The organism is Lactobacillus hamsteri DSM 5661 = JCM 6256 (genome assembly GCF_000615445.1).
In the GTDB taxonomy this organism is placed as follows: domain Bacteria; phylum Bacillota; class Bacilli; order Lactobacillales; family Lactobacillaceae; genus Lactobacillus; species Lactobacillus hamsteri.
Map to the genome: position 1 here is coordinate 1 of NZ_BALY01000020.1, position 22,166 is coordinate 22,166.

Annotated in this window: 23 protein-coding genes and 1 CRISPR repeat array; of the genes, 8 read left to right on the top strand and 15 right to left on the bottom strand. The window is 35.4% G+C overall.

Annotated features, from left to right (window positions below; genetic code table 11):
• Positions 1–429: 429 nt before the first annotated feature.
• Positions 430–597 carry a hypothetical protein gene (locus JCM6256_RS10605; protein WP_155833168.1) on the top strand — a complete coding sequence of 56 codons (168 nt, stop codon included), beginning with the start codon at positions 430–432 and terminating at the stop codon, positions 595–597.
• 146 nt (positions 598–743) lie between these two features.
• Here JCM6256_RS10605 and JCM6256_RS05965 read toward each other — a convergent pair whose 3' ends face one another.
• The 8 genes from JCM6256_RS05965 to JCM6256_RS06000 all read right to left on the bottom strand — a co-directional run bounded on the left by JCM6256_RS05965 (position 744) and on the right by JCM6256_RS06000 (position 8,922).
• Entirely contained in the window at positions 744–1,550 is an 807-nt protein-coding gene (locus JCM6256_RS05965) for a LytR/AlgR family response regulator transcription factor (RefSeq protein WP_035438378.1), read from the bottom strand.
• Positions 1,543–2,592 (bottom strand): sensor histidine kinase, encoded by a 1,050-nt coding sequence (locus JCM6256_RS05970; protein WP_236694725.1) that lies wholly within the window; start codon positions 2,590–2,592, stop codon positions 1,543–1,545. Before JCM6256_RS05970 ends, JCM6256_RS05965 begins: the two co-directional genes overlap by 8 nt.
• A gap of 408 nt (positions 2,593–3,000) precedes the next feature.
• Complete coding sequence (locus JCM6256_RS05975; RefSeq protein WP_236694726.1) at positions 3,001–3,801, bottom strand: alpha/beta fold hydrolase; 801 nt, start codon at positions 3,799–3,801, stop codon at positions 3,001–3,003.
• Positions 3,798–4,463 (bottom strand): malonate decarboxylase holo-ACP synthase, encoded by a 666-nt coding sequence (locus JCM6256_RS05980; protein WP_025080845.1) that lies wholly within the window; start codon positions 4,461–4,463, stop codon positions 3,798–3,800. Before JCM6256_RS05980 ends, JCM6256_RS05975 begins: the two co-directional genes overlap by 4 nt.
• On the bottom strand, positions 4,451–6,118 hold the full coding sequence (gene mdcD / locus JCM6256_RS05985; RefSeq protein WP_025080846.1) for a biotin-independent malonate decarboxylase subunit beta: 1,668 nt from the start codon (positions 6,116–6,118) through the stop codon (positions 4,451–4,453). Before mdcD ends, JCM6256_RS05980 begins: the two co-directional genes overlap by 13 nt.
• On the bottom strand, positions 6,108–6,401 hold the full coding sequence (mdcC, locus tag JCM6256_RS05990; RefSeq protein ID WP_025080847.1) for a malonate decarboxylase acyl carrier protein: 294 nt from the start codon (positions 6,399–6,401) through the stop codon (positions 6,108–6,110). The genes mdcD and mdcC overlap by 11 nt, the downstream gene beginning before the upstream one ends.
• An 18-nt stretch (positions 6,402–6,419) precedes the next feature.
• The gene (gene mdcA, locus JCM6256_RS05995) at positions 6,420–8,060 is read right to left on the bottom strand and encodes a malonate decarboxylase subunit alpha (RefSeq protein ID WP_025080848.1); all 1,641 of its coding nucleotides are present in this window, start codon (positions 8,058–8,060) and stop codon (positions 6,420–6,422) included.
• A complete protein-coding gene (locus JCM6256_RS06000; protein WP_051545883.1) occupies positions 8,053–8,922 on the bottom strand; it encodes an acyltransferase domain-containing protein in 870 nt (289 codons plus the stop codon). Before JCM6256_RS06000 ends, mdcA begins: the two co-directional genes overlap by 8 nt.
• A gap of 157 nt (positions 8,923–9,079) precedes the next feature.
• Between JCM6256_RS06000 and JCM6256_RS06005 the strand changes: the two genes are divergently transcribed.
• The 4 genes from JCM6256_RS06005 to JCM6256_RS06020 all read left to right on the top strand — a co-directional run bounded on the left by JCM6256_RS06005 (position 9,080) and on the right by JCM6256_RS06020 (position 13,091).
• Positions 9,080–9,955, top strand: a complete 876-nt coding sequence (locus JCM6256_RS06005) for a LysR family transcriptional regulator (RefSeq protein WP_025080850.1) — start codon at positions 9,080–9,082, stop codon at positions 9,953–9,955.
• A gap of 90 nt (positions 9,956–10,045) precedes the next feature.
• Positions 10,046–11,164 (top strand): acyltransferase family protein, encoded by a 1,119-nt coding sequence (locus tag JCM6256_RS06010; RefSeq protein ID WP_025080851.1) that lies wholly within the window; start codon positions 10,046–10,048, stop codon positions 11,162–11,164.
• A gap of 335 nt (positions 11,165–11,499) precedes the next feature.
• Positions 11,500–12,165 carry a GntR family transcriptional regulator gene (locus JCM6256_RS06015; RefSeq protein ID WP_025080852.1) on the top strand — a complete coding sequence of 222 codons (666 nt, stop codon included), beginning with the start codon at positions 11,500–11,502 and terminating at the stop codon, positions 12,163–12,165.
• Positions 12,166–12,314: 149 nt separating this feature from the next.
• Positions 12,315–13,091, top strand: coding sequence for a sulfite exporter TauE/SafE family protein (locus JCM6256_RS06020; protein ID WP_025080853.1), 777 nt, complete (start codon positions 12,315–12,317; stop codon positions 13,089–13,091).
• Positions 13,092–13,265: 174 nt separating this feature from the next.
• Here the strand turns inward: JCM6256_RS06020 and JCM6256_RS06025 are convergent, their stop codons facing one another.
• From JCM6256_RS06025 to JCM6256_RS06035, 3 genes are all read right to left on the bottom strand, one after another.
• The gene (locus tag JCM6256_RS06025) at positions 13,266–13,709 is read right to left on the bottom strand and encodes a hypothetical protein (protein ID WP_025080854.1); all 444 of its coding nucleotides are present in this window, start codon (positions 13,707–13,709) and stop codon (positions 13,266–13,268) included.
• 164 nt (positions 13,710–13,873) lie between these two features.
• Positions 13,874–14,143: a hypothetical protein gene (locus tag JCM6256_RS06030; protein WP_155833169.1), complete on the bottom strand. Its 270-nt coding sequence runs from the start codon at positions 14,141–14,143 to the stop codon at positions 13,874–13,876.
• Positions 14,133–14,636, bottom strand: a complete 504-nt coding sequence (locus JCM6256_RS06035; protein ID WP_025080856.1) for a DUF3990 domain-containing protein — start codon at positions 14,634–14,636, stop codon at positions 14,133–14,135. The genes JCM6256_RS06030 and JCM6256_RS06035 overlap by 11 nt, the downstream gene beginning before the upstream one ends.
• A 270-nt stretch (positions 14,637–14,906) precedes the next feature.
• On the opposite strand from JCM6256_RS06035, the gene JCM6256_RS09920 reads away from it, so the two are divergent.
• Entirely contained in the window at positions 14,907–15,596 is a 690-nt protein-coding gene (locus JCM6256_RS09920; protein ID WP_025080857.1) for a DUF5052 family protein, read from the top strand.
• A 63-nt stretch (positions 15,597–15,659) separates the two neighbouring features.
• Here the strand turns inward: JCM6256_RS09920 and JCM6256_RS06045 are convergent, their stop codons facing one another.
• A complete protein-coding gene (locus tag JCM6256_RS06045; protein ID WP_025080858.1) occupies positions 15,660–16,334 on the bottom strand; it encodes a ribonuclease H1 domain-containing protein in 675 nt (224 codons plus the stop codon).
• 243 nt (positions 16,335–16,577) lie between these two features.
• Here JCM6256_RS06045 and JCM6256_RS06050 point away from each other — a divergent pair, with 243 nt between their 5' ends.
• The gene (locus JCM6256_RS06050; protein ID WP_025080859.1) at positions 16,578–16,793 is read left to right on the top strand and encodes a type II toxin-antitoxin system HicA family toxin; all 216 of its coding nucleotides are present in this window, start codon (positions 16,578–16,580) and stop codon (positions 16,791–16,793) included.
• Positions 16,794–16,819: 26 nt separating this feature from the next.
• Positions 16,820–17,215 (top strand): type II toxin-antitoxin system HicB family antitoxin, encoded by a 396-nt coding sequence (locus tag JCM6256_RS06055; protein WP_035438384.1) that lies wholly within the window; start codon positions 16,820–16,822, stop codon positions 17,213–17,215.
• A 257-nt stretch (positions 17,216–17,472) separates the two neighbouring features.
• Here the strand turns inward: JCM6256_RS06055 and JCM6256_RS06060 are convergent, their stop codons facing one another.
• The 3 genes from JCM6256_RS06060 to cas1e form a co-directional block, all read right to left on the bottom strand.
• A complete protein-coding gene (locus JCM6256_RS06060) occupies positions 17,473–18,243 on the bottom strand; it encodes a hypothetical protein (protein ID WP_025080861.1) in 771 nt (256 codons plus the stop codon).
• A 152-nt stretch (positions 18,244–18,395) separates the two neighbouring features.
• Positions 18,396–20,314: direct repeats of the CRISPR family, unit length 29 nt; unit sequence AGGATCACCTCCACATGCGTGGAGAATAC.
• 29 nt (positions 20,315–20,343) lie between these two features.
• A complete protein-coding gene (gene cas2e, locus JCM6256_RS06065; RefSeq protein WP_025080862.1) occupies positions 20,344–21,219 on the bottom strand; it encodes a type I-E CRISPR-associated endoribonuclease Cas2e in 876 nt (291 codons plus the stop codon).
• Positions 21,216–22,166: a type I-E CRISPR-associated endonuclease Cas1e gene (gene cas1e, locus JCM6256_RS06070; protein WP_025080863.1), complete on the bottom strand. Its 951-nt coding sequence runs from the start codon at positions 22,164–22,166 to the stop codon at positions 21,216–21,218. Before cas1e ends, cas2e begins: the two co-directional genes overlap by 4 nt.

Consider the following 22,166-nt stretch of genomic DNA (forward strand, 5'->3'; position numbering starts at 1 on the left):
GAAAAAGAGCCTTAATATCGTTATATCTCAACTCAACTTTAAGTCTTCCCTTTCGACTCTAAACAACATTTTACTGAATAAAACATTCAAATAGACAAAAAATACCAAATCGGTCATTTTTTGAGCCGATTTGGTATTCCATCCGACCAGTTCCCGTTAAAATGAACTTTTTTAACTTACAAAAACTCTGTTAATATTATGTTTTATTGCGGATTAAGAAAATGTTATTATATCTCTACTTAAGAAATGGAAATGATTAAAAAAACGATTATATTGACTAAGTAAAAATACCAATCAATTTTCGAATGACAGAAATAATCTATACACAAGTTAAATACTAAGAAAATAACACAAATGCTAATTCCGATAAGTAAATGTTTCCGAAAATTATAATTTCTATCTCCCTTATATTTTTGCAAGCTAACTAATATGGCTGGAACAATACACAAACTGAAAGCGAAGCTTAGTGCAACTATAGCAATTACCTTCCAGCCTTTAAAAAAGCTCAATGAAAGATCTGCATATATCCATGACAGAAATACAAAAAAAGCTGTTCCTATTGCTACACCAACGGAATACCTTTTTATAAAAGAATGATCATCTAGCACTCTATCATTTTTGGCTATCTTAATCATCCCTTTCTATCCACATCCTAATACACTTTCTACTTTTATTATATATATTTTCCGTCTCAATAAATAAAAAATGCCAAATTGGTCGCTTTTTGGGCCAATTTGGTATTTCTATATGACTTTGATCGTTCCAATTTTATCAACAATCATTTTAATCGTATTCCTATATGAACGTGAATAATAAACCTCTTCATCATTCGGAAACTTTATTTTCTTAGTAGAAAAATCCACAGCAGATATATTATCCGGATTGACCAATGCCGACTGCGATATTCTTATTAAAAAATCATTTTCTTCATCAAGATTGCTAATTGAATTCTTAAATTCACTTTCGCCCGTTGCCGTTACCAAACGCACTTTATGATGATTGATACTGCTTTCAATAAAGTAAATTTCGGCCTGATCAATCTTTTGAATTCGGCGTCCTATCTTATAAGTAAAAGTTTTCCCAGCTAATTTCTGTTCTTTATACAAATTGTCGAAGGCAGCTCGCAAAGTTTCCTGCAAACGAGCAATTATCTTTTCTCGCTCCTGCGACTTATTAATATAATCAATCGCACCGATACGGCGCCGATAAGTTAGGGGCGCGTATTTATCATAGGCTGTTACAAAAATGATCTGCGCATTAGCATCCTGCTTTTTAATATATTCCGCTAAATCAACCCCATTTTTAGCTTCTGAATTTTGACTTAATTCAATATCTAAAAAGTAAATGCCGTTTTGCAGATTATTGCTTGTAATATATCTCGCAGCTTGCTCAAATGAATTTGCGACCAAGACGACTGAAGAATCAATATTATTATAATTTGAATTATCATCCATTATATTCTGCACTGCTACATTAATGCTTCGTGCTAGGCTTTGAGCTAATGTATTATCATCATCACAAATAACTATTGGATATTTCAAATTATTCATCATCCTCCGAATCTATTGTCATATAGAAGTCAAACCATCCATCTCTAATATTGTAAGAAATTGACATATCAGGATACTTGTTTTCAATTGTTTTTATATTCGCTAAGCCAAATCCTTGGTGATTTTTCTTAGTAGTATAGCCTTGTTCTTGGATCTTTTTGATTGAAAGTTTTGAAGCACGCAGTTTATTGCAAATCTCATATTCGATTTCACCAGTTTCATCTGAATAAAACATAATCTGAACTTCGGGAGTTTCCCCTTTTTCTTGCATACTCTTGCTTTCTTCAATAGCGTTATCACAAGTAATACCAATAATTCTTACCAAATCAAGTTCATCAACGCCCTCAGGAAGCTGAGATATATCTTGCCTGCATTCAAGATTATAGGGTATTTTTTGATCATACAATTCCGTCAGCTTAGAAATAATAATACTCTTCAAAGATTTGATATGAATATGATTGATATCTTTGTACTTTAATAAAGCTTGGGAATCTAAATTTGATTGCGTATATTTATCCAGTTTATCAATTACTTCTTGAACTTTTCCCTCTTGCGCACTAATTTTCAAAGAATTAAACATATTGCGATAGTCATGTCTAAATGCTCTAAGTTCATCTTCACTTTTTTCCAAATAACTGGCATATTCTTCAAGCTGCTTCTGTTGCTGGCGTTTTAACATCGTCTGTTCAATTTTACGATGCTCTTCTTGAGAATGAACAATAAGGATGTAAATCACAACGCTAAAAATCATTTGCGCAATTAACATGCAGATAAAACCCAATGTTGAAGGAGTAATTTCATCCATAAATTCATCTATTAAATTTAAGATCAACAATGAAACATATAAATAGAAGAAAATACTCCAGAAGATTTTTCTATTTTGATCACATAGATAGCGATAAAATACGTTTTTATATCTATTAACCAGAAGAAAGGCAATAATGTAATATGCAATAACTGTTTCAATTTCGAGCCTAAGTCCAGAATGACTAGCTACTGAATTAGTAATTACTAAGTAGCTGACTTGCCAGATATAGTCCACAAATACGGCTATAAATATTGAACCTGTTACAATGATTTTGTCTTTTTTTCTATAAAATAATAAAAATAGCAGAATCTCAACAATCGAAGTTAATTCCGCAAAAACCCCGCCCCAACTTCTAAGGATGAAAAGAAAGATAAAGGAACAGGTAAGAAAAAGATAATCCTTTATTCCCTGAACTTTTATTCTAGAAATTTTATAAAAAGAAAGAAAATCAAAAAGTACTGAAAGAACTGCGATAGTTACTGATTCAGTAATTAATAATATACGTATACTTAACATCTCTATATAAAATACTCTCTGTCAACGCTAACACTATATATTCATCTACTATAGTCAATTTTATAATATATTCGGGGAAGGATTGCAAGAATAAAAAGCAGGGTCTCCAAATTGAAGACTCTGCTTTTACTTAGGCAAATATCGATTTTTCAACAAAAAATGTCGCAATAACTGATTAAATCGATCCGGAATTTCGGCCATTATATCATGACCACAATTCTCTAAAACGACGCTTTCTATATTAGAATTGTTTTCTGCCATCCATCGCGCAAAATCCGAATTATAATATGGACTTTGACTTGCAGCAATCACGATTAACTTAGTTGAAATATTTTTAACTGTATCACGCCAATCGAGTCGTGAATGTTCTTGTAACAAATCCATATTCTCCTTACGACTAAAAGGGTAATCTGTTTTCACTTTACTCAAATTATTTAAAACTTCACCATCGATCCCATGCAATGTCTCACGTACCTGTGGAGTTCTTAAAGTTTCTGGCAAATAATTTTCTGGCGTGTAATTCATAAAACCATACGGCCAATCCGCAGTATTGAGCATATAAGGACTTTGATCAACTACAATACTCAATTTTATTAACTCTGGCTTAGTTTTATACAAATCATAAAGAATACTGCCGCCCATTGAATGACCAATAAAAACAGCGGAATTAATATTCAAGTAGTGCAAAAGTTCAATTAAATCATCAGTCAATCTCTGCAAAGTATGACCTTTTTCTGTTCGCTCACTCTTGCCCATATTGCGATGATCATAAGTAAGAACCTGATAACCCATCTTCAACAAATAATTTACTTGATCCGTCCAAATTTCTTGATAACCACCGAAACCAGCAATCAATACAATCGGCTTGCCTGAGCCTTGCAAATTATAATTTATATTCACCATATCGCTAGTTTTAAACATACTCATTCTATTTTTCCTTTAAAAAAGGCCCACGGATCTCTGCTTAAAATTGGTCCTGAAGCTGTTTTTACCAAAATTTGCCGATCACGATTTTGAGCATATTCTTCCAGTGAAAATCCTTTTTCACCATTTACCACTTGAAGATCAGCATGTGTTCCAAATTTATTCAGCTTTTCCAATAATTCATTAGCTTCGCTGTGACTCAGCTTACGCGTAGCCAACATGATCAAATCAAGATCACTACTATGTTCAGAAGTATGTTTTACCATTTTTACGCCTGTTGCCATTTCATATGCAAGCGAGCCACTTATTCCCCAATCATAACCTTCAAGGATAGGCACAATTTTTTCTAATGCTTGAAAAGCAGGCAATTTTTGTCTATCTAAAGGTAAATTCTGCCATGATCTATTCTTTATAAAATAACTCGGATGATAGACTTTTTTTACATTAGAAAATTTTAAAAAGCCTGCCAATCTTTGATTTCTTTCATATCCTCTTAAACCAACAGGAATTAATCCATCTTTGATATTGCCCCGTCTAACTACGCCAATTTTTGCCTTAGACAAAGAATCCTTTGCCCATTCAGGTAAAGGATTCTCTTCAGAGATTAAGTCTTGATCATTAGCAAAAGTTAAGAGATCATGAGGCCAAATCTTTATTTGTTCCATTGTTCAAATACCATTTTACGCATTTCATTAGTTGCTTTACGTCCACTTTCAACAGCAATTGGAGTTTCATATCTAAAGTGCAAATCTGTTGGCTTGCCCTTAGTGCTTTCAATTGCCTCATCAATAAGCTTTTGAATTTCATTCACTGCATCATCATTAGCATCCCATGATGAAACGTCATGAACCAACTTATACAAAGCACCTAATTTTTCATAATTGAAAATATCATAAGCCATTGCAGGAACATGCTTAGTAGCTTCTTCAAGTTCCGCAATCGTTCTTTGCGTAATACGAGCTGCGGAAGCTTTAGACATAGCTTGGATAGTAATCGACTTATCGGCTAAAGCAATTATACGGTTAGATTGCAAACCATGTGCCAAGAAACCACCTGATACGGCATCCCCAGGAATAAAGTCAATTACTGGATGTCCAGCTTGACGAGCCTTAGCATAAGCAGCTGCCGCAGAAGCTAAACTAATATGGATTCCAATTAATTCTTCCTTGTAACCATAAGCTTGACTTGGAACATCAACAACTAGCACGATTGGACGTTTAACTTCTTTATCTTTGTCTTCCTCAATAATTTGGTTAACAATCTTAGAAACGACAAACCCTTCTTGAAGTCCAACCTCACCATGACGAACGCGTGGAAATTTATTATTTTCATCTGGAACAATTGCAATATATTCTTTACCATCTTTTTCAGCATGAAGAACAGTTGGATACTCAGACTTAGCATTCTCAATTCCAGTTAACTTTTCAAACCATAAACGGCCTCTACTCTTAGTACCCGGCTTGTCACTAGAAACCGCTTCAGGAACTTGATGTTCTTCAGTCTTGTTTTCAGCATAAAGCTTGCGATATTCTTCAGTATTCAATGGCTTATCAAAATCGATATGGTCAAGCAATGATAAATAGAAATCAGCTTTTTCAGTTCTATGAGCATCTTTCTTTTCATCAATAGCCTTACTAATAGCTTCTTTAATTGCTTTTATATCGTCATTGACTACTTCATCAGCAATACCTGTTGCTACTCTTTGACGAGTTCCTAATGTATCCCAAATTAAATCCTTATCGCTAGAATCAAATTCACGAACACCAGCTTCTTGTTCAATAACTTCTGGACCATTTAAGGCAATTCTAGCTTTCTTTGTAGTAATTAAATATGAAAGAATTGCACTGGTTATTGACATACCGCCAAAACTGCCTACGCGACCAGGAACTAAACCGATTACTGGAACGTATTTCTTCAAAGCAATGACAACATTTTGGATTTCTGAAATCGAAAGCAAACCATAGTTGGCTTCCTGAAGACGAACACCACCTGTATCCAAGATAATGATAGGATACTCTTTAATGCCTTTCTTGTTATCTTCTAAAGTCTTTTCCAATGCGGCTACAATTTTGGCGCCTGAAACTTCACCAATACCTCCACCTTGGAACTTTCCTTCAATAGAAATAACGACAACATTTTTGCCGTCAAGCTTGCCTTTAAGCAAAATTATTCCATCATCACTTTCAGGAACAATCTTTTGGGGCTCAAGGTGTGGAGAAATCATGTCATATTCAGGACCAACTAATTCTCTGCCTGTTCCTTCGTCAACCAAAGCAAAAGCACGTTGACGACCTTTCAATTCAACAAAACTATTCTTCATCGTTTAATGCCTCCATTGCTTGAGTCAAACGTAAGTTAACAACACCTGGCGTTGCACCAAAATCATGAATAATAAATTTACCTTTTAATGAATATCTATCAAAGAAACGATTAAGAACATTCTTCCAAACTTCCTTAAAACCATCGCTGCCTGTTACGATATCCACCGTTGTTTCGTCAGCGGGATAAAGCAAAACTTCCAAATCACCGGAAGCCACAACGCCAACGTGAACAAACTTCTCAATTGTCTTTGTATTTTGATAAGTAAAATGAAGTTTTTCCATAATAATTGTTCCTTCCTATTAAGACCATGATCTGAATTTTGCAGGTGGATTGTATAAACCATGTGACCATTCAACAATATCATCCATAGTTTGAGCAGCTAAAAGTGAACGCTTGGCATTTTGACGGCGAACGCCTAAATCCTCTGGCAAAGCAACAATTCCTTTTTCACGAAGCTTCTTAACTTCCTTAGGATCTGAACGTAAACCGACAGGAGTTACACCAGCAATTGCCTCAATAGCAGCTTTTCTTTCTTCCATACTGTCAGTCTTGTAAAGGTAAGCAATACCTTCTTCAGTAACGATATGAGTTGTATCTTCGCTGTAAATCATAATTGGGACATTAGCAAGTTTTGCTTCTTTTCTTACTTCTTCAGCATCCAAATGATCAACAAAGACAGGCTTCTTATTTGAGCCAAAAGTTTGAACCATTTGCACAACTAGTTTTTGCCCCTTAGCAAGTGGATCATCGTCCGGCTTTAAACTTTGCCATGCTGGAGTTGAGTGACGACGTCCGGTTGGGTTTGAGCCCATATTTGGCGCACCGCCGAATCCAGATAAACGACCATGAGTAACAGTTGAAGAATTGCCCCATTGATCAATTTGCAAAGTAGAGCCAACAAACATATCACAAGCATATTGACCAGCAACTTGACCTAAAGCACGGTTTGAACGCATCGTACCATCTTTACCAACAAAGAAAATGTCAGGACGAGCAGCAATATATTTTTCCATACCAACTTCGCCACCAAATGAGTGAATTGAGTCAACCCAACCACTTTCAATAGCAGGAATTAAAGTTGGGGTTGGATTTAATTCCCAATTACGGCAAATCTTGCCCTTTAATCCAAGTTGTTCACCATAAGTTGGTAAAAGAAGTTCAATAGCAGAAGTATTAAAACCAACTCCATGATTCAAAGTTTGAACATGATGCTTTTCATAAATTCCGCGAATAGCCATCATCCCCATCAAAATTTGCAATTCAGTAATGGCTTGTGGATCACGAGTAAACAAAGGTTCCAATTGATATGGCTTATCAGCAGGAATAACAACGTCCACCCAACCGCTAGGAATATCTATTCTTGGCAATTTATCGACAACTTCGTTAGCCTGAACAATAACGATTCCATCATGAAAAGCTGCAGCTTCAACGATAGTTGGCGTTTCTTCGGTGTTAAATCCTGTATATAGATTACCCTCACGGTCAACTTTATCAGCAGCAACTAAGACAACATTTGGAATTAAGTCAATAAATAAGCGTCCAAACAATTCTAAGTAAGTATGAATGTCGCCCACTTTCATAGTGCCGTCGGCAATCATTTGAGAAACACGCGTACTTTGTGGTCCAGCAAATGAAAAGTCCATCTTGGAGGCAACACCTAAATCGAAAATGTCCAAATGTTCTGGACGAGAAATACTTGACATAATCATGTGTAAATCATGAACTTTTTCTGGATCTACCTTGGTTAAAGCAGCAGATAAGAAGGAAGCCTGTTTTTGGTTATCTCCTTCAAGAACAACCTTATCTCCTGGCTTAATCAAAGTTTCCAAAACTTTAACAACATCTTTTGTTTTAGCAAATTTACCATCAAGTAATGATAAAGCACTGCTTAAACGTGCATTTTTAGCATCACGATGGGAATGCCAATTTCTTTCAGTCATTGTATTTTCCTTTCCATTTATTCAATAAATAATCAGCATCGTCAACTGACATATTTTGTAACGTAATAATTGATAATTGATCTGTTTTAGCTTTAAGAAGCTTGCTAAAAGCGGTCCCTGGCGCAAATTCAATGCTTACCTGAGGTTGATATTCTAATGCAACATTGATCATGGTTTCCCAGAAAACCGGATGAATAAGATTATTAGCTAAATCGTAACTTATATCATTAACATCTTTTACGGGATGACCGTTATTGTTTGCCAAATAAATACACTGAGGTTGATGCAAAGCAATTGGACCAACTTCTTTTTCTAATCTAGCGGCCACCTTTTGCATTAAAGGTGAATGCGAAGGATTAGGAACACGAAGCAATTGGACCTTTGAAGCCCCATTTTCTTTAGCTAATTGCAAAGATTCTTTAATTGCGGAAATTTTCCCGGATAAAGTATTTTGTAATTCAGAGTTTTGATTTGATAAATAAACTGGTTCATCTTTGCTATGAACTTTAGCAACTATATCTGCAACTTCACTACGAGATAAACCTACAACTACGCCCATGCCGTAACCTGAAGGATAAGAATTCTGCATCAATTTAGCTCTTAAAGATACTAATTTAAAAACATCTTCTTTATCAATTACATCAGCGGCATAAGCTGCACCGAAAACTCCTAGTGAATGACCAGCTACTAAATCCGGCTTCCAACCTTTGCACTTTAACTTATCGATTTGATCAACTTGTAAAAGCAGAATACTTAATTGAATTTGCTGCGAATCTTGGTAGCCTTCTTCACTATCGAGAAGCTTAACGTTCGTCCAACTTTCAACTTGCTTTTTTAAATCGGAATCAACTTCTTCCAGCATTCCCGAGTGTTGCCCACCTTGTCCGGGAAATAACCATAAACATTTCACGATATCACCTCTTTGGATCTCACAAAAATAGTTTAACGCGATTTGATAACCATTTATAATAGATAATAGGAATTATAGTTAACCAAATGGTTATTAATGGAGAACAAAAATGAATTTAACCGGATTAAAATATTTTGTTAGTGTTGCTAGTCTAGGTTCCGTTACTGAAGCCGCAAAAGCTGCATATGTTAGTGAATCAGCTATTAGTAAAACTATTAAACAATTAGAAAATGAAATCGGAGTACAATTATTTGATCGTCAAGGTCGTACAATTAAATTGAATAAGCAGGGCAAGATTTTTTACTCTTATGTTTCTGATAGTCTAAAGCTTTTAAATAGTGGAATTACCGCAGTTCAAAGCGACAAAAATTTAGCTAATGAACAAATCAACGTCCTTTTCACAGTTGGATCGCCACTTATTTCATCAATCGCTCTAAAAATGCAAGATATATTGCCCAACGTCAGTTTAAATATTCGACAAAAAACCACTTTTGCAAAAGACTTTAAACAGTTTGATTTTATTATCTCTTCGAAAAAGATTGATCATTTTACAGCAATTCCACTTTTAAAAGAAGAATTATTAATCGGCTGGAAAAAGAATTTTTTGCATACTAAACATTTTTTGCAGGCACAAGATTTAGAAAAATATACTTTTGTAGGTGAAAGCGATGAAACTGAATTACAAACGTTAGTTAATAATTTTCTTTTGCAAAACAATATTAAATTAAATTTCAAATACCAATCTGATGAACCAGCCACCGTGCGTCAAATGATTGTCGCCGGGCTAGGTGCTGGTTTTATTCCTAAAGTCACTTGGGGCCGCAATTTCGCCAATTACGACTTAATTGATACCGCGCGCATCGTTCCTACCCCACCTTATCGAACGATTTATCTTAATACGCCACACAAAAAATTAAATGATAACCAGCGACTCTTCAGCAACGAAATTGCTAACGTCTTTGTTCAAGCGCAAAAAAATAATTAATTGCATCTTGCCTTTTTTCAAAAAAGTATTTATATTGAAGCTAAACTTCTTAGGGATCTCACGTGTCTACTAAGAAAGGACTTAATTATTATGGAAAAATATCCATATCCAACTTACAAAACCGCTGATATTGGCGATTATCTCAAGGTTTTCGCTTGTACGGCAGTTATGTCGCAGCCAATCATGGCAATGATCATGAATGTGGGACAACCGGCCCAAACACAGGATATCTTTGGTATTTTTTACAACCTGGTCAAATATACGGCACCGGCCTTTATTTTTGGTATCTTGTACACTACGATCCGAAGCAATGATTTGAAAGGCAATTTCTCTTATAAAAATCATATGCGGGCCAATTGGTCAAATCTTTTCGTACCTACAATCTGGTGGACGCTGATTTATCTATTGGGGATGCCATGGCTTCAGCAAGTAAATAAATTTAATAGCTTTGGCTCCTTCTGCTGGCATTTTATCAATGGTAATGCAGCGCCTCATTTATGGTATAACACGATGATGCTTCAATTCATTATTCTTATGCCACTTTTTTGGGCACTCAGCCGTTTCGTTGATCAAAACGCTAAACGTGGTATTGCTGTCGCAGTCATTACTTTTGTGCTTTATTTTGCATGGCTATGGTTCTACGACTATTATGTTTTTCATGGCGTTCACGAAAAGGATTGGTATCTGCTCGACCGCGTATTCATTTCATTTTTTATTTATGGCGTTTACGGCGTACTTGCTTGGAAATTTAGAGATTCTGTTAATCAATTTTTGAAAAAATATTGGTGGATGGTTGCCCTCATCTTTCTTGCTTGTTTCATTTGGACAAATATCGAACTTCGTCAGTTCGGCCATCCTGTTAACTTCAATAACGCGCCATATTACAAGCCTTCAATGACTTTATATTGTTTAGCCGTTATTGCGCTAATCGCCAGTTTTTGTCTTTATCAAATAAGAAAGAATTCTGAGCAAAGTTTATCCGCGTTTCATTTTTTGGCTACTTATGCTTATCGGGCATATCTTTCCAATGTCTTTTGGAATCAATTAATTTGGCGCGGGCTCAACATGCAATATCATGCTAGTTATCATCCATTTTTAACCTTCTTTGGCACCTGGATTTTAACGTGGATTCTATCGTTTACCTCCGCATATTTCCTTCATGTTTGGTGGACGAAAATTAAAACAAGATTTGGATTATTTGGTTATTAAAAATAATAAGCTGGTCAAACCTTCTTCGGATTTGACCGGCTTTTTTTGCGGACGAAATTAATATTTTGCTGTATTTTCATTGTGTTTTTATTTTATATATTGTTAATCAAAATGGAATATATGAATATAATTTCATACATATCTTTTTAACTTATTATACATTTTTATATTTTTATGCTTATAATTAATACAGATAGAGAGTAGATGTATTTCGCTAAAATTTGATTTGAAAAAGATTAAAAATCGTTGCCTTAGTTGCAGATTTGCATAGCGTTCATAAACTGGTATACTAGTATCGTAATATAGTAATATACTAATAGTGAAAGGATATTCTCTTGACAAAAAATTTAACAGATCAGGCGTATAAACAAATATTAACTAAAATTATTGATCTTGATTACTACCCTGGTCAAAAAATTTCAGAAAAAAATATTGAAAAAGATTTAAACATAGGCCGTACTCCTGTACGTGAAGCACTTTTACGTTTAAAAGAACAAGGTTTGATTAATACCATTCCAAAATCCGGTACTTACGTCTCATTAATTGAAATGGATCGTGTAAGTGATGCACTTAATGTACGTCGAACCTTGGAACTATCAATTATGCAAGAAGCAAGCAATACTACGTTTTCAGATGATGAAGTTACTCGTATGAAAACTTTGCTTAAAGAAGAAAACGAAGCAATTGCGGAAGATAATGTTTCAAAATTCTTTGACCTTTATGATGAATATCATAAGTTTTTCTATATTAACACTAAGCACATGATGATCTGGAATTGGCTTCAAAATGTCAATATTTATTTCTATCGTATTGTTGTTTTATGCTTAAGATCTGACCAAGTTACTTGGAAACAAATTGTTGAATATGATAAAAAAATCTTAGACGCTGTTATGATGCAAAATAGCGAAAAGGTAGCTGAATACTTAAAGCAAGAATTGTTGCTAAGTCCTGAACGCAAAGAAGGATTAATTGATACCTATTCTAAATATTTTGACTTGTAAAATAATGTCTTGATTAATCATCCCTAGCCTATATAGTTAGGATGATTTTTTATTTAAGCAATTAAAATAGTTAAGCAAATTATTTACTTTCATAGTTTTTTCAAATTTTATTGTTAAACTCAGAATATCTAAAATAAGGGAGTTTTTTGATGACAATTTGGATAGTTATTGGAGCTATTTTTGTTGGTTTAATTACAGGAACGGTAACAAGCCTAATTGGCGCAAGCGGCGTTAGTGTGGTGGTCCCTGCCCTAACGCTTTTCTTTGGTTTAAATCCGCATATATCTATCGGAACAAGTTTGTTAGTTGACGTCATTACCAGTCTTGTTGTGGCAATTTCATATTTCCGGCATGGTAATGTTCGGTTAAAAGAAAGTCTTTGGATTACGGTTGGTTCGATTCTAGGATCACAACTTGGCAGTCATTGGGCAGGAATTATTTCCGATCAAGTCTTAAACAGCATATTCGCAATTGTGTTGATCCTATCAGGAATTGCCACCTTGCGTCGAAAAGAAAATTCATTTGATTCTTCCAAAGGCGTTCACTTTAAAAATGTATATTGGCAAACTTTAGCTCTTTTGCTTATAGGATTTATTATCGGTATCATCAGTGGTTTAGTTGGTGCTGGTGGTGGCGTGATGGTCCTCCTAACAATCATCTTTATCTTGCATTATCCAATGCATGAAGCAGTTGGTACGTCAACAGTAATTATGGCAATTACCGCTCTTTCCTCATTAGTAGGCTATACCCGTCAAGGCAACGTTGACTGGAAAATTGGCTTAATGATTACAATTGGTGCCTTAGTAGCTGGAATTATTGGTTCTAAGTTTGCAAATGAAGTTAGTGAAAAGAAACTAAATAAAATTGTGGCTATTATTTTCATTCTGCTTGGTATTTTAATGATTGCTATGAAATTTATGCATTAGTAATTTATTAGCTATTTTAATGGGCTAAAAATCTACATAATTCCACTTTACTTGTATCGAGCTAGTGATATACTAGATTGCGTAACGTTATGATATAGATAAAGTAACGGTTATACATACGTATATTTTAGTCTTCAAAAAAAGAGATCTTCTTCGGAAGGTCTCTTTTTTACTTTATTCTTCTTGATATTTAAGTTTAAAATAGCCACGCAAATCACTTACAAATTCAAACGCAATTACCATAAATACAGTTTTAATCCACGAATGAGATAGGATATACAAAATAAATATTCCACCAATTACCAAAGCAGCTATGAAAATTATGCCGGCAATTGTCATCCCTATTCCGAATTCATTAACGATTTCTTTGAAGGTAGTTGAATCTTCGGCGGCTTCTTCAAGCTCACGATATTTTGCCTTGCTCATCATAATCCAGCCGGAAAAGAAAAAAGTGAAAATACCAGCAATCAAGAGAAGCGAGCCGATTATAAAAAGCGGTAAATTCGTGAATTTACCAAAAGATAAAATTCCGCCGATCAACATCGCACTTTCTGCAACAATATATCGCAAGCTCTTTTTCTTTTTAAAATTTATAAGTTCTTCACTATTTACATTCATTTCTATCCCTCATCGTTTGTTTGGCTCTATTATAGCGTAGATTTTCGAGGAAAAATAGAGAAAAAAACAGCACCCAAGCCCCAGTTGGGCAATGAAGTACTGACCTGTTATATTTATTTTCTAAAATTATATACTATCGGTTTAAAAAATGCCATAAGTTTGTTTTACAAAAGTCCATGTAATTCTAGCCAAACTGATGGGATAGGTTTACCGTATTTTTGTTCATTATTCCATAAATCGTAGAAATAATCTCTACCTTCGTGATAATAAAGTTCTGGCTCTAATGCTAATCCTTTTAGATAAGTTTTTGAATTTAAAAATGAATTAGTTGCTTCCTCAAATGTCATATTAGGATTATTTTCTAAAATTAATTTTATAGTTGTAGCTATTGTATTAGCTATATACTGCTTATTCTCTGTTTCTTTAGATTTCAACAATTTCTTCACCTTCATAACTTAATAATTCTAGTGCACGTTCAGTCTTAAATGCATATTGATCAGTCAATTTAGTGACACGTAATCTTTTAATCGCAATATTCCAATTTATCCTTTTTTTACTATATTCCATTAAAACATTATCTGGATTAGCATCTGCTACAGGACCACAGATTATATCAAATTTTGTCTCTATACTTTCTAGAAGACGATTTTCTGTTACAAAATTTAACCAGTTTATATCTGGTGTAGAATATTTTTTTACATTTAAAGAATTAAAACTTCTTTTACCAATATTATATATATTTATAACAGGTTTTGCATTTTTAAAATACGGTTCAAAAACTTTTCGTTTTACAACTTTAATAGCCCATTCTCTTGCTTGATTTTTATCACTAGTTAAATAAAAACCATCACCAAAATCATGAGCCGTTTGAAATTTTAATAATTTTGGATTTCTTACGACTGTATAGCTACCATGATATAACAACATATTTTTCTCCTACTTATTAATATTTACTTCTTCATTAATAAGTACGCAAAAAATACGAAATTTACCGAAAAAAGTTTAAAAAAATAGAATCATCTATCCCTAGACGATTCTACTTAAAATTTTTGTTTTCCAAACATTAGAAAGCATAACCACATCCTTATTCTATTCTCTTTTTTGAACTATGTATATATATACGGCTTATTTTTGCTAATTTTCTTAATAAGCTCTTTAATGATAGAATATTGATATATTAAGATTTCGAGGAAACATATGAAAATTTCAAAAAGACTAATCAAAATTATTGGATCAATCACTATCTGCGCCGGTAGCATGTTCATGCTTTCCGGTTGTGGGGATGTACAAAACTTTGCCCTCAACATGCGCCAATCTACCTTCGGCTTACCACTGACGATTGCCACCTACGATTTTGAAGGTCAAAAAATTGACCAAATCAAAACCAACAAGGCTTACATTCATACAGATGACAATATGAGTCAAAAGAGCTCCAATGGTGACGAACAAAGCAGCGTAATCGACATCGACTATGGCAAAAATCGCAGTATTCATGTTGGCTCAACCCTTCTAGCATGGGAAGGTATTAAAAACTATACTGATATTTACAACCATAACCATGTTAACGTGAATACAAAGAATGAAAACGATAAGTCGATTCCGTTCGTTAACCGTTTCTACAATAATTTCAAAAACTCTTGGGGCGGGAACGGCACAGTTGTCTTCATCAAATCACACAGCGGTGCGCCTATCGGAGCATTTTACGGCAAACATGTTTCAATTCATAAAACAAAGGTTAAGAATGCCACTGATTTTGTAATCGATGGACACAGATTATTCTGTTACCGTTGCGATTACACGACCTACCCCGTTCATGTTTTGAAATCTATGGCACAAAATCAAAAGGTGGATACTCATAAGAGTGCGCCAAAGGTTTCTACAAAATAATTATTTCAATAAAAAATCCTCTCTAACTCTTGGTTTAGAGGGGATTTTTATATATTAATAAACTTAAATTCCAACGCTATCTTTAGCTACTTGGTCAACTTCTTCGTTGTATTTCACACCTTTGTGAGCTGGAATTTTCACGAAATTGATCTCAATTTGCTGCTTTCTAGCTTGAATGTATTCCTTGTAATCTTTAGTAATTTTTTGGTTGGCTTGCCAGGTTTCGGTAGGCCAAGCAGAAACACCAAGATAATCGTGATAAATCGTTACTTTCTTATAACCGTTGTCAATTGCCCAGTCAACAGCATGCTTGGCTGCTTCAAGTTCACCGATAACATTGCGATCCTTGGTTAATTCGGCATCGGTGATCGGACCGTTCTTATGAATCTTCTTAATTTCGCCATCTTCCTTGAAGAAAATCACATTTCCCCAGCCGGAAATTTCCGTACGCTTGTTGAAACTGCCATCAGTGAAGACGATTACGCTTGAATCATCCATGGCATTGATTGCTTCATCAGCTTTCTTGTTGATTTCGGCGATACTTTCATTTTTAGTAAAGGCCTTAGCAGATTTGGCGGCACCATTTTCAAAATAATTTTGCGCTTCTTCGCGGTCGGTGAAGCTCTTGTATTCAGCATTAGGATAGCCGCTGACCAACTTTTGCACTTCGCTCCAAGGCTTGGTGAAAATGCCTTCTTCTCTACCCTTGCGCACAACGTAATACTTTTTCTTAGCCATTATATTACCTGATTTCTATGGAAAATTTGTCTAATAAACATTTTACTCGAATTGCGATAATTAAAAAAGCACCCCAGCTTGAGGGATGCTTCTTCGTGTTCTGAGTATTGTATCAGAAAAGGATTCGCCTAATTAGATTTTAGCACGATTATTTCTGAAATATTTTTCTAAAAAATTAACTTTTTTGCGTTTGCAATGCATATTATAGTATGTATAATATTAAATAATGAAAGGAGGTAAAATATGCCAATCAAACCTGAAAAGATGATTAAATACCTTAAACAAATGGGTTTTGTTGAAGTGTCAAGACATATACATAAAGGTACTAGTCATATCTATTTTAAGAATTTTAAAACTGGTTTATCAACCGAAGTTCCTATGCATAAAGGCAAAGAACTTCGAAAAGGTACTCAAAATAAAATTCTAAAAGAAGCAGGCTTGAAGCACGTCTTCAAATAGACGCGCTTTTGGCGTATTTATTTATCATGAAAAAAACCACTTTTTATCCTATTATCATCGAAGAATGTAATGATGAAGACGGTCACTATTATGTAGCAACCTCACCAAATATTAAGGGAATGGTTACAGATGGAGAAACTTTTGAAGAAACGGCTCACAATGCTGAAGATGCCATTGAAACTGTTATCGACGGTGACCAAAAAATCCCTAAACCAGAAGATCCATCTAATTGGGAATTAAGTGACAGTCAACATGTTGTTTATATTCCTGTTGATCTAACAAACTATTTGAAAAAACATAGTAAGATGGTTAGAAAAAGTATCACTGTACCAGAATATTTAGCTGACTGGGCAAAAGAAAACAAAATAAACGTCTCACGTGTCGCTTCCGATGCATTAAGAGGTCTACAAGAAAAAGAATAAAAGAAAAAATACTTAGTTCTCTTACAAACTAAGTATTTTTTCCTACATCATCGGAGTATTAGTAACAGTTACTGACTTAACGTTCGACCATGGGCCAACTAAATTACTGTGAAGTCCGCGGACCTTAACTTCATAAATCTTGCCTTTTACAAAATAAAGCGGATCAGTTTTGCGTTGTTGGCTTTTAGATTTTTAGTTATAGAGATTTAGTAACAATATATAAAGATCATATTTACATAATAAAAAAATATTTCGCATTAATCGAAATATTTATTTTTATACAATTGTTGTGCACTATCAATCTTGGCTGGCATTTTCTTAACGATATCCGTATGCATTCGCAACTCTTTCAATTCATTGCCCATTCGAATTGCTTTTCTTCTACCTAAAAGCTCCTTTTGATTTAATTCTTCAATTTTATGAACATAATCACGACACTGACGGTCATAAATCACCGCTAACGAGGCATAATAATTTTTCAAAATCACGACCAATTTATCAGCAAGCTTAAGCATGCACTCAGCATCTTTTTTCATGTTAAGAAAATCTTCGTAGCTTTTAGACGGGTTTTCAGGATGTTCACGATGTCGTTTTATCGCCTTGTTGCCCCATTCAATATTTCGAAGATAATTGCTGTACATAAATTCGACGCCTTCGTCAGCCATCATGCGCATTCCCAGTGAGCCTTCCAATAAGCAGTTGCCGTATTCATCAAAGTATAAAGTATCATCGGCACCTTTTACCACAAGCTTCTTGCTATGTAAGTTAGGCTCAGGAGCGCGAGCAGCCTTTTCTTCACTTTTCTTGATCACCTTGCGAATCCGCTTCAGAAGATCAGCATTGTACACATCGAAAATCTCACCAATGCTTGCATTCTCACCTACCCTGCCTAATTCCTTTAGGTATTGGCCAGCCTGCAAAATACGCTGCTTTTTGTCTTCTTCATCCTTGGCTTCACTTAAATGAAACATGATGTGGTCAACTTTTTCTCTCTTATCAAGCTCATCTTGACTCAGAACTTTATCCATGGGCAATCGCTTCTTTCTATCCTCACTTGCAAAACGGCTTTTATTATAGCACTTTCCATGGAATAAAAAAGAAGCTATCTATAAAGGCAGCTTCTTTGTTTCCACATGCGTGGAGAATACATCACAGCGTCATAAAGATGCAATTAATCAATAGGATCACCTCCACACACGTGGAGAATACCGTTTTGCGGTCTGAAGCTAAATAAATCGATAAGGATCACCTCCACATGCGTGGAGAATACGTAGCGCCATCCTTGAGGATCCCCCTAATTTGGGATCACCTCCACATGCGTGGAGAATACGATCTGCGTTATTTTAGATCGTGACAATGATAAGGATCACCTCCACATGCGTGGAGAATACTTAATCATTTTCGCTTATACAGTATTTTATAAAGGATCACCTCCACATGCGTGGAGAATACACTTAAAACAAAGAAATATTGAATTGCAACAAAGGATCACCTCCACATGCGTGGAGAATACCAGATTTATTCCGCCAATTACTATTAATGATAAGGATCACCTCCACATGCGTGGAGAATACTATATTGGAACAATTTCTGTAAAAAACCACCGAGGATCACCTCCACATGCGTGGAGAATACTGAAGGCACTAGAAGTCGTGTCAGTTCTTCAGGGGATCACCTCCACATGCGTGGAGAATACCTGGCTATCTGGTGAAACTGGCGATACATACGAGGATCACCTCCACATGCGTGGAGAATACCCACCGAGTCAGCAAACAAGGCTTTAGGTTTCAGGATCACCTCCACATGCGTGGAGAATACCAATATCGTTTGCATTCGTGAGAATCAGCAGTAGGATCACCTCCACATGCGTGGAGAATACCTAGTGGCTCAAAAGAAGCTCAAATGAAAGACGGGATCACCTCCACATGCGTGGAGAATACTAGATCTCCATCGTATGTTTCATTTGAAGTCAAGGATCACCTCCACATGCGTGGAGAATACTTATCTAATGTTTGGTCTTCATATAGCATTACAGGATCACCTCCACATGCGTGGAGAATACAACCAATGATTCTAAAGTTTCGTGGTCTGCTTAGGATCACCTCCACATGCGTGGAGAATACTTTTTACCTCCCTCATTGACTTCACTTAGTATAGGATCACCTCCACATGCGTGGAGAATACTTATTTTCCTTTTTAGCCATTTCTTTCTCCCTAGGATCACCTCCACATGCGTGGAGAATACAGGAAAAGAATGGTATGACAAATACAATTATTAGGATCACCTCCACATGCGTGGAGAATACCAGTAATTTAACTGTTGAAGTACGATAGCTTCAGGATCACCTCCACATGCGTGGAGAATACTATTTTATGATCTAAGGCATAATTCATTAGCCAGGATCACCTCCACATGCGTGGAGAATACATCTGGTCAAAACTCCAGTTGGGGCAATCGAAAGGATCACCTCCACATGCGTGGAGAATACAATTTGTAACTATTCAATCTGGTGCCATTACTAGGATCACCTCCACATGCGTGGAGAATACGCTTGGTGAAGTTCATTAATGTGGCTTTAAACAGGATCACCTCCACATGCGTGGAGAATACTGCATGACGCACAAGAATGGCTAGACGGCATCAGGATCACCTCCACATGCGTGGAGAATACTTTACCAGATCTGCACTTGCAGGCATTAAATCAGGATCACCTCCACATGCGTGGAGAATACTTAAGATCAGTTTGAGTTTTACTGGTCAACTTAGGATCACCTCCACATGCGTGGAGAATACTTCTCGTTTTGATACTCCGGCTTCTTTTGCATGGGATCACCTCCACATGCGTGGAGAATACAGGGTGATACCAACTTGAATTTTGATCGCAATAGGATCACCTCCACATGCGTGGAGAATACCTCGGTTCCTGTCGGAACTAGGGGGTAGTTCCAGGATCACCTCCACATGCGTGGAGAATACCCTCCTTACACAATTTAACTAGGTTTCTATACAGGATCACCTCCACATGCGTGGAGAATACCAGAAATTGCTAAAGACGTACCAGCTGAAGATAGGATCACCTCCACATGCGTGGAGAATACACTAAAAAAATCCCATAATACCAAGCTTTTTAAATTTTAAAACTACCGTTTTTATTCAGTTTCTCAGCTAACAAATATTCCGCCTTAGCATCACTCAAAGAATTATGCGGGTGTTCATTAACAATATTATAATATTTGAGCACTGTACTCAATCTATAATTATCTAAAAATTGATTATGTCTTTTAACAATAGACATTAAATCTCTAGGACTATTAATAAAATTAGGAATATTTAAATCATTGAAAACATTTAATAAAAAACTCATATCAAATGAGAAATTGTAACCAACAACTCTTGAATTACCAACAAAAGATTTTAGTTCATTAAAAACTGAAGCTAATGAATGACCTTTTTCCCTTATATCTTCAGAAGATATACCAGTTAAATCACAAATATTATCAGGTATTTTTACATTACTAGACACCAACTTATAAAAAGTTTTCCATTCTGAATTTGATCTTTTTACAGCTCCAATAGAAATAATCTTATCCTTCGCTGGATCTAAACCCGTAGTCTCAATGTCTAGAACAACTATATCTATATCGTTAGGAAGCGTTATCCGATTTTTCATTCTTATATGATGATACTTAGCAGCATTACTAAATCCATGTTTAACCGTAGACGTATTATTATTCAAGTGACGAATCAAAGGAACACCATCAAAATCTACAACTTCTTTATCAGACCTAATAGTTCGAAAAGTATAGCCTAGCTCATTATTTGTATTGAAAACCATCGTTGCTTCGCCATTGCTACCAATATTTTTAATGATCCTTTGCCAAAGCAGATCTCGAATTCGTGCACTAAAATTTCCTATATAAACTCCAGTTTGAATTTCTTGACACCACTTAGTCAGATCGCCCCGCAAAGATTGTGGCACTTTAGATAAAGTTATTACTATCATTTTTCACTTTTATCGCTTTCATGATATTGAACGCCAAACTTTTGCAGTCCGTTACGGTCATCCCAAAGATGCATAACTTCCGCACTACGGTAATTATCCGCATCTTTATCGAGCAATAAATATTGCAAATCTCTAACCATTTTTTCTACTAACTTGCCATCAGAAAATGCATCCCTCATAGCATGACGAACCCTTGTAGCTATATCATTATTTCCATATTTCGCTGTCATATCAAAAGCTATAGGAATGGAATAGTCCGCTTTATACAAATCAGAAAAATCATATACAAATGCTAAATCGTGCCCAGTATGAATAAATCCCAAGCCTGGAGAAGCACCTAACGCAACGATCACGCTATAGCAAAGTCCATATAAAGCTTGATGAGCCGAAGTTAACGCTTTATTAATGGGAGTAGAACTTTCGAAATCATCGACTTTATACTCTCTTCTCGTCCACTTAACTCCCGTGGCTTTAGATTCATCTTGATACACTTTTCTAATTCGTGCACCTTCTTTTCCTCTAAGCTGTTGCATCGTTAAATTAGAAAAATCTTCATCTGGAAAACGCATCTCATACATTTTTCGAGCCACGCTCAATCTAGTTCTTCTATTAGAAACTAACTTTGCCTGATTTTCTAATAATCTTGATGAATGGTTTAAAGATCTACCATGCGCATATTGCCGAACTCCATTTTCTCCAACCCAAACAACAGCGAGTCCAGAATCACCCATTAACTCCATAGCTCTATGAGTTACATCAACTCCAGGTCCTAGAAATAAAACATTGACTAAAGCTACAGGAATATAGACTATTCCCTTATTATCTAAAACCTTTAAAGCACTGTCTTGTCTGCTTAAATTTGCGTGCTCTAAATATAAAAAGCTAATTCGATCAGATACGCGGCCCAATTCTGAAAGCTCTGGTTTCTTTGCACCAAAATTTTTCAT

Bases quoted from the DNA above. Each gene is read 5' to 3' on its own strand.
- mdcA (WP_025080848.1), bottom strand. From the start codon at position 8,060: ATGACTGAAAGAAATTGGCATTCCCATCGTGATGCTAAAAATGCACGT.
- JCM6256_RS05980 (WP_025080845.1), bottom strand. From the start codon at position 4,463: ATGGAACAAATAAAGATTTGGCCTCATGATCTCTTAACTTTTGCTAAT.
- JCM6256_RS09920 (WP_025080857.1), top strand. From the start codon at position 14,907: ATGAAAATTTCAAAAAGACTAATCAAAATTATTGGATCAATCACTATC.
- JCM6256_RS06060 (WP_025080861.1), bottom strand. From the start codon at position 18,243: ATGGATAAAGTTCTGAGTCAAGATGAGCTTGATAAGAGAGAAAAAGTT.
- JCM6256_RS06010 (WP_025080851.1), top strand. From the start codon at position 10,046: ATGGAAAAATATCCATATCCAACTTACAAAACCGCTGATATTGGCGAT.
- JCM6256_RS06000 (WP_051545883.1), bottom strand. From the start codon at position 8,922: ATGCTGGAAGAAGTTGATTCCGATTTAAAAAAGCAAGTTGAAAGTTGG.
- JCM6256_RS06045 (WP_025080858.1), bottom strand. From the start codon at position 16,334: ATGGCTAAGAAAAAGTATTACGTTGTGCGCAAGGGTAGAGAAGAAGGC.
- JCM6256_RS05975 (WP_236694726.1), bottom strand. From the start codon at position 3,801: ATGAGTATGTTTAAAACTAGCGATATGGTGAATATAAATTATAATTTG.
- JCM6256_RS06050 (WP_025080859.1), top strand. From the start codon at position 16,578: ATGCCAATCAAACCTGAAAAGATGATTAAATACCTTAAACAAATGGGT.
- JCM6256_RS06020 (WP_025080853.1), top strand. From the start codon at position 12,315: ATGACAATTTGGATAGTTATTGGAGCTATTTTTGTTGGTTTAATTACA.
- cas2e (WP_025080862.1), bottom strand. From the start codon at position 21,219: ATGATAGTAATAACTTTATCTAAAGTGCCACAATCTTTGCGGGGCGAT.
- mdcC (WP_025080847.1), bottom strand. From the start codon at position 6,401: ATGGAAAAACTTCATTTTACTTATCAAAATACAAAGACAATTGAGAAG.
- JCM6256_RS06005 (WP_025080850.1), top strand. From the start codon at position 9,080: ATGAATTTAACCGGATTAAAATATTTTGTTAGTGTTGCTAGTCTAGGT.
- JCM6256_RS06025 (WP_025080854.1), bottom strand. From the start codon at position 13,709: ATGAATGTAAATAGTGAAGAACTTATAAATTTTAAAAAGAAAAAGAGC.
- JCM6256_RS06055 (WP_035438384.1), top strand. From the start codon at position 16,820: ATGAAAAAAACCACTTTTTATCCTATTATCATCGAAGAATGTAATGAT.
- JCM6256_RS10605 (WP_155833168.1), top strand. From the start codon at position 430: ATGGCTGGAACAATACACAAACTGAAAGCGAAGCTTAGTGCAACTATA.
- JCM6256_RS05965 (WP_035438378.1), bottom strand. From the start codon at position 1,550: ATGAATAATTTGAAATATCCAATAGTTATTTGTGATGATGATAATACA.
- mdcD (WP_025080846.1), bottom strand. From the start codon at position 6,118: ATGAAGAATAGTTTTGTTGAATTGAAAGGTCGTCAACGTGCTTTTGCT.
- cas1e (WP_025080863.1), bottom strand. From the start codon at position 22,166: ATGAAAAATTTTGGTGCAAAGAAACCAGAGCTTTCAGAATTGGGCCGC.
- JCM6256_RS06035 (WP_025080856.1), bottom strand. From the start codon at position 14,636: ATGTTGTTATATCATGGTAGCTATACAGTCGTAAGAAATCCAAAATTA.